Raw genomic sequence first — 6,518 nt, forward strand, 5'->3', positions numbered from 1 at the left:
GCGGGGCACGGGCCGGAAGCCGGAAGGGCGGGACGCGCGGGCGGGGTCAGGAGCGGGACGCGCGGGCGACGGCCGCGATCGCGTCCGGTCCCACCCGGCAGCAGCCGCCGACCAGCCGCGCCCCCGCCTCGCGCCATGCGGTGACCGCACCGGGGTCGAAGGCGGAGCCGCCGGTCCAGCCGCGGGCGGCGGCGTCCCAGGCCTCGCCGCTGTTCGGGTAGACCACCACCGGCTTGCCCGTCACCCGCACCGCCGTCGCCACCGCCGCCGCGACGTCCCCGGGCGCGCAGCAGTTGACGCCCACCGCCACGATCTCCTCCGCGTCCGCCGCGAGCGCGAAGGCGTCCTCCAGCGGCTGCCCGGCCCGGGTGCGGCCGCCGTCGACGGTGTACGACAGCCAGGCCGGCACCCCCAGCCCCCGCACCGCCCGCAGCAGCGCCCTCGCCTCGTCCGCGTCGGGAACCGTCTCCAGCGCCAGCACGTCGGGCCCCGCCGAGGCCAGCGCCTCCAGCCGGGGCCGGTGGAAGCGCTCCAGCTCGTCCACGCCCAGCCCGTACCGCCCCCGGTACTCGGCGCCGTCGGCGAGCATCGCCCCGTACGGCCCCGCCGAGGCCGCCACGTACAACTCCCGGTCCACGCCCCGCGCACGGGCGCGCCGCGCCGCCTCCCGGGCCAGCTCCACGCTCAGCGCCATCAGTCCGGCCGCGCGCCCTTCGCCGATCCCGCGCCGGGCGAACCCCTCGAAGGTGGCCTGGTAGCTGGCCGTGACGGCGACGTCCGCACCCGCCTCGAAGTACGCCAGATGGGCCTCCACGACCGCCTCCGGCCGCTCGGCGAGCAGCCGCGCCGACCACAGTTCGTCGCTCAGGTCGTGCCCGGCGGCTTCCAGCTGGTTGGACATGCCGCCGTCCAGCACCAGCCCGCCGGGGACGGAGGCGAGGGCCCCGGAGAAACGCGTGGTCACAGCATCGCTCATGCCGCCGAGCCTACGACCCCGGGTCGGCCAGTCCGTTCTTGACGGCCTCGTTGTTGCGCACCGCCTCGGCGTCGCCCTTGACCGTCTCGTCCAGGCCCTTGCCGTTCTTCACCGTGCCCTTCCCCGCGCCCCCGTCCTTCGCCGCGTGCCGCGCGTGGGCGCGCAGCAGGCGTCCGGTGACGTCCTCCGGCGGGAGGAAGCGGGACCACCGCTCGGGGAACTCCGACGGCGTGTCCGGGTCGTCGTCGGTGGCGCCCACCGTCGTGGTGCGCGCGACGTACTCGACGATCTGCGCCTTGCGCATCCGCTCGTTGGCCTCCCGCGCCGCGGCCGTGGCGGCGGCCGGCCAGACCCGGTCGATGGCGGCGTTGACCGCCGCCCCGACCAGCACCGCGAAGGCCGACACGCCGATCCACAGCAGGATGGCCACCGGCGCCGCCAGGGAGCCGTAGATGGTCGGCCCCTCGATGGTGGAGGTCAGGTACAGCCGCAGCAGGGCGCTGCCCAGCACCCACATGCCCAGGGCGACCAGCGCCCCCGGAATGTCCTCCATCCACGGCGAACGCACCGGCACCGACACGTGGTACAGCGTGGTCAGGAAGACCACCGACAGCACCATCACCACCGGCCAGTACAGCAGCTGCACCAGCGTCTCCGACCACGGCAGGATCCGCATCACCACGTCCGGCCCGGCCACCATCAGCGGCAGCGCCACCGACCCGATCAGCAGCCCCACGACGAACAGCAGGAACGCCATCAGCCGCGTCCGGACGATGCCGCGCACCCCGTCCAGGCCGTACATCACCGTGATGGTGTCGACGAAGACGTTGACCGCGCGGGACCCGGACCACAGGGCCAGCAGGAAGCCCAGCGAGATCACGTCGGGCCGGCCGCCGGAGGTGACGTCGTCGAGGATCGGCTGGGCGATCCCGGTCACGCCCCGGTCGGTGAGGACCCGCCGGGAGGCCTCCAGGATGTTGCGCTCCACCCCCTGGATGGTCTCGGCGCCGGTCCAGGCGTCCACGTAACCGAGCAGCCCGACCAGGCTGAGCAGCAGCGGCGGCACCGAGAGCAGGGTGAAGAAGGCCGCCTCGGCGGCCAGGCCGAGGATGCGGTACTCCATGCACGAGTTGACGGTGTCCTTCAGCAGGAGCCAGGCCGTCCGGCGCTTGGAGACGTTGCGGTAGAGGACGCGGGCCCGGTGGAGGCGGCCGCCGGAGGGCTCGTCGGAGTTTTCACTTGCTGCCTGCACGGGGTAAAGGTAACGGCAGCGCGGCGCGTCCCTGACATCCCGGGGCCGGGCGGCGACGTCACGAGGGCCGCCCGGCGCAGGCCCTGGGAACACGGAGCCCGGCACGGTAGGTTCCCGCCCATGCCGGCAACGCACTCCGTGACGAATCAGCCTCCGCCCCTGACCGGGTACGACGTGTACAGCGCGGACCGCGCGCTGACCGACGCCGTGGAACGGCACCTCGACCCCGAACTGCTCGACGAGGCACGCCGGGAACTCTCCGGCCTCGGCCGCAGCGCCGGATCGGCCCAGGTGCAGGACTGGGGACGGCTGGCCAACGAGAACCCGCCCAAGCTGCGCACCCACGACCGCTACGGGCACCGGATCGACGAGGTCGAGTTCCACCCGTCCTGGCACCAGCTGATGCGCAAGGGGATCTCCGCCCAGCTCACCGCCGCCTGGACCCGCCCCGGCGGGCACGTCCGGCGGGCGGCGGGATTCCTGGTGTGGTCGCAGGCCGAGGCCGGACACGGCTGCCCGCTGTCGATGACCCACGCCGCCGTCCCCGCGCTGCGCGCCGACCCGGCCCTCGCCGCCGAATGGGAGCCGCGCCTCACCTCCACCCTCTACGACCCGGCGCTCGCCCCCGCCGCCGGGAAGCCCGGCGCCGTCTTCGGAATGGGCATGACGGAGAAGCAGGGCGGCAGCGACGTCCGCGCCAACACCACCGTCGCCCGGCCGCTGGCCGAGGACGGCGCCTACGAGCTCACGGGCCACAAGTGGTTCTGCTCCGCGCCGATGTCCGACGGCTTCCTGGTGCTGGCGCAGACCGCCGAGGGCCCCACCTGCTTCCTGCTGCCGCGCGTCCTCGAGGACGGCACCCGCAACGTCTTCCGCATCCAGCGGCTCAAGGACAAGCTGGGAAACCGCTCCAACGCCTCCGCCGAGGTCGAGTTCGACGGCACCTGGGCCCGCAGGGTCGGCGAGGAGGGCCGCGGGGTGCGCACCATCATCGAGATGGTCGCCGCCACCCGGCTGGACTGCGTGCTCGGATCCGCCGCCCTGATGCGGCAGGCCGTCGCCCAGGCCGTGCACCACGGCGCCCACCGCGAGGCCTTCGGCGGACTGCTGATCGACAAGCCGCTGATGCGCAACGTGCTGGCCGACCTGGCACTGGAGTCCGAGGCCGCCACCGCCCTGGCGATCCGGCTGGCGGCCGCCTACGACGCCGTCCAGGACCACGATGACGAACGCGAACGGGCCCTGCTGCGCCTGGCGGTCCCGGCGGCCAAGTACTGGGTGACCAAGCGGTGCACGCCGCTGGTGGCCGAGGCCGCCGAGTGCCTGGGCGGCAACGGCTACGTCGAGGAGTCCGGCATGCCGCGGCTGCTGCGCGAGTCCCCGCTCAACTCGGTGTGGGAGGGCGCGGGCAACGTCCAGGCGCTCGACGCGCTGCGCGCGCTGCGCCGGGAGCCGGCCGCGCTGGACGCCCTCCTGCGCGAGGTCGGGCGGGCCCGCGGCGCGGACCACCGGCTGGACGGGGCGATCAAGCAGCTGCTGACGGAGCTGGCCGACATGGAGGGCGCCGAGGCGCGGGCCCGCCGGGTGGTGGAGCGGATCGCACTGGTCCTCCAGGGCTCCCTGCTGGTCCGGTTCGCCCCGCCGGCGGTCGCCGACCTGTTCTGCGCCTCCCGGCTGGGCGGCGACCGGGGCTCCGCGTTCGGCACCCTGCCCCACTCGCCGCACCTGGCGGAGGTCGTCGAGCGGGCCCGGCCGGTCGCCTGACGCGCTCCCCGGCTGTCCCGGCCGGTGTCGACCTGGCGCCGCCCGGGACCGCCGCCGGCCCGCGGCGTCAGAACCCGGCCCGGGCCGGCCGGCCGCCGGGCGGCGCCGCCCGGGGCGCGTCAGCCGGCCGCGTGCAGGGGGATGTCGGGGGGGGGGGAGCGTCCGGGGCGGTCAAGGGTGCCTCCTGGGGTGTCGGGCTTCGGCCCGCCGTCGCGGCGGGGTCCGTGTCGGAATCGGTGGCCGGGCGAACCGGTCCGCGCGGGGACGGCCTCCCCGCGCGGACCGGCCCCTCGCCGGGACCGGCCCCCGCACGGGCCGGTCCCCCACCGGGCCCGGGCCCCCCGCACGGGGTCCGGGCCCGGCGCCGGGGAACCCGCACGGCGCCGCGTCCCGCGCGGGAAGGAGGTCCGCGCGGGGGCGGCGGCGGTGCGGGGCCGGTCCCGTGCGGGATCGTGGCCCGCACGGGACCGGCGCTCGTGGGGGTCAGCTTTCGCGGGGCTCGCGTTCGTCGAGCTGTCCCGCTCCGGCCCACCGGCGGACGAGGCCCGGCACGTCACCGGTCTCGTCGACCCGCGCCCGCAGCTCCGGGCTCCAGCCCGCGTCCGGCCGGAGGAGGGCGTGCGGGTTCTCGGCGTTGTGCGCCGCGATCAGATCGGCCTCCGCGCCGTTGACGAAGTTGTCCTCGGCGGTGATCGGCGCCTCGCTCCACTTGTGCAGGACGTCACCGGCGGAGACGGACGCGGGCAGGGTGAAGTGGTTCTTCTCGGCGAAGATCGCCGACTCCCGGCCGACGCCGTACGCGTAGCCGAAGGCCTCGGCGTCCTTGACCAGGTGGTGGTTGTTGTAGACGTCGACCCGGCCGAAGCGGACGCGCGGGGTGCGCTCCCCGGTGTCCCGGAACAGGTTGTGGTGCAGAGTGACGCGCAGCCTGCCGCTGTCGGTGGCGCCCGCGCCGTCGCTGTTGCCGATCAGGATGGTCTTGCCGTGGTCGGCGAAGACGTTCCAGGAGGCGGTGACGAGGTCGGCCCCGCGCACGACGTCCAGCTGTCCGTCGTGCTGCTGGAAGAGCTGCCCGAAGTACCGCGGCTGGGCGGCGTCGGGGCGGCGGCCGTCGGTGAAGGTGTTGTGGTCGGCCCACACGTGGGTGGCCCCGTGCACGACCAGGCTGTCGTACTCGGAGTTCCAGGCGCCCTCGTCGCCGTCGGTCGGGTCCCACTGCGGGAAGCAGTCGAAGGTGTCCTCGAAGGTGAGGTTGCGGACGATGACGTTGTCCACGCCGCGGATCTGGACGTTGGCGCCCAGCAGCCGGGCGTCGTCGCCGACGCCGACGAGGGTGGTGTTGGACCCGATGTCCAGCCGGATCCGGGAGGCCTGGCGGGCGGCGGAGGCGACGCGCGCGTCCTCCATCGCCCCGGACGGCTCGGCGGTGCCCCAGGTGGCCGGGTCGTAGGCGGCGAGGTAGCCCTCCAGGGTGTAGCCGTCCGTGGCGTGGTCGGCGCAGCTCAGCGGTTTACCCTCGGCGTCGCTGTTGGCGTCGAGGGTTCCCTTGACCCGGATGACGCGGGGGGTGCCGTCGCCGTCGCCGACGGCCGCCTTGAGCTCGGCCCAGGTGTCGACGGTGTACACGTGGGCGGCGTCGGCGGCCGCGCCGCCGGTGGTGCCGCCGTCGGCCGCGGCCCAGCCGTCGTTCTGCGGGAGGACCTGCCGGGCGGGGCCGGCCTTGCCCGGGGCGGCCCCGGCGGCGCCCGCCGAGGTCACGGCCAGGGTCAGCGCGGTGCAGCCGACGACGGCTGCCTTGGTGAAGCGTGCATGACACAACTGACGGCGCATTGCGGCTCCTGAGGGAAGCGGAGGGGAACGGGGGGTGGTGGGTCGTCGTTCAGTCGGCGGCGGGCCAGGTGATCCACTCCGGGGGCACCGGGTCCTCGAGCCGCCGGACGTCGAAGGGGGCGAGCGCGTCGAGCTCCCGCAGCCCGCGCGCCACCGTCCGGGCCACCTCGATCGCGCCCGCCGGGCGGAAGTGGGTGTTGTCCCGGACGCCGTCGGGGTGTCCGGGCGCCTCGCCGGGCTCCAGCCACAGGAACAGCTCCTCGGTGCCCTCCGGCCCGAGCTCCTGCCACCGGGCGAGGCTCGCGGCCTGGACGTCCACGAGGGGCACCTTCTCCTCGGCGGCCAGGGCCCGCACGGCGGCCGGGTACTCCCCGTGGGTGGGCACGGCGGTGCCGTGCGCGTCGAAGCGGCGGCGCTCGACGGACGTGAGCAGCACGGGCCGTGCCCCGTGTTCCCGGGCCGTGCGCACGTACCGCCGCAGGTAATCGGGGTAGGAGGTCCAGGGGTCGGTGTGCCGCTCGTCGTCCTTGGCGTCGTTGTGGCCGAACTGGACGAGCAGGACGTCGTCCGCGCGCAGCACGCCGGCGATCGCGTCCAGCCGCCCCTCCTCGACGAAGCTGCGGGAACTGCGGCCGTTGACGGCGTGGTTGGCGACGGTGAGGCGCGGGGTGAGGAAGAACGGCAGGGCCATGCCCC

The 6,518-nt window shown here is 75.2% G+C and carries 5 protein-coding genes; 1 reads left to right on the forward strand and 4 read right to left on the reverse strand.

All coding sequences use genetic code 11. The features are described 5' to 3' along the window. Nucleotides 1-46: 46 nt before the first annotated feature. Nucleotides 47-976, reverse strand: coding sequence for a homocysteine S-methyltransferase (gene mmuM, locus A2U95_RS03460; protein WP_206282810.1), 930 nt, complete (start codon nt 974-976; stop codon nt 47-49). A gap of 10 nt (nt 977-986) precedes the next feature. Then, entirely contained in the window at nt 987-2,228 is a 1,242-nt protein-coding gene (locus A2U95_RS03465; protein ID WP_206282811.1) for a YihY/virulence factor BrkB family protein, read from the reverse strand. A gap of 120 nt (nt 2,229-2,348) precedes the next feature. Between A2U95_RS03465 and A2U95_RS03470 the strand changes: the two genes are divergently transcribed. Then, nucleotides 2,349-3,992: an acyl-CoA dehydrogenase family protein gene (locus A2U95_RS03470; RefSeq protein WP_166020753.1), complete on the forward strand. Its 1,644-nt coding sequence runs from the start codon at nt 2,349-2,351 to the stop codon at nt 3,990-3,992. Between the two features lie 483 nt (nt 3,993-4,475). Here A2U95_RS03470 and A2U95_RS03475 read toward each other — a convergent pair whose 3' ends face one another. Beyond that, complete coding sequence (locus A2U95_RS03475; protein ID WP_166020754.1) at nt 4,476-5,822, reverse strand: pectate lyase family protein; 1,347 nt, start codon at nt 5,820-5,822, stop codon at nt 4,476-4,478. A gap of 49 nt (nt 5,823-5,871) precedes the next feature. Then, nucleotides 5,872-6,518 (reverse strand): rhamnogalacturonan acetylesterase (locus A2U95_RS03480; protein WP_166020755.1); only part of this gene is annotated, 647 nt, incomplete at its 5' end.

The sequence above is a fragment of the Streptomyces chilikensis genome (assembly GCF_001642695.1).
Classification (GTDB): domain Bacteria; phylum Actinomycetota; class Actinomycetes; order Streptomycetales; family Streptomycetaceae; genus Streptomyces; species Streptomyces chilikensis.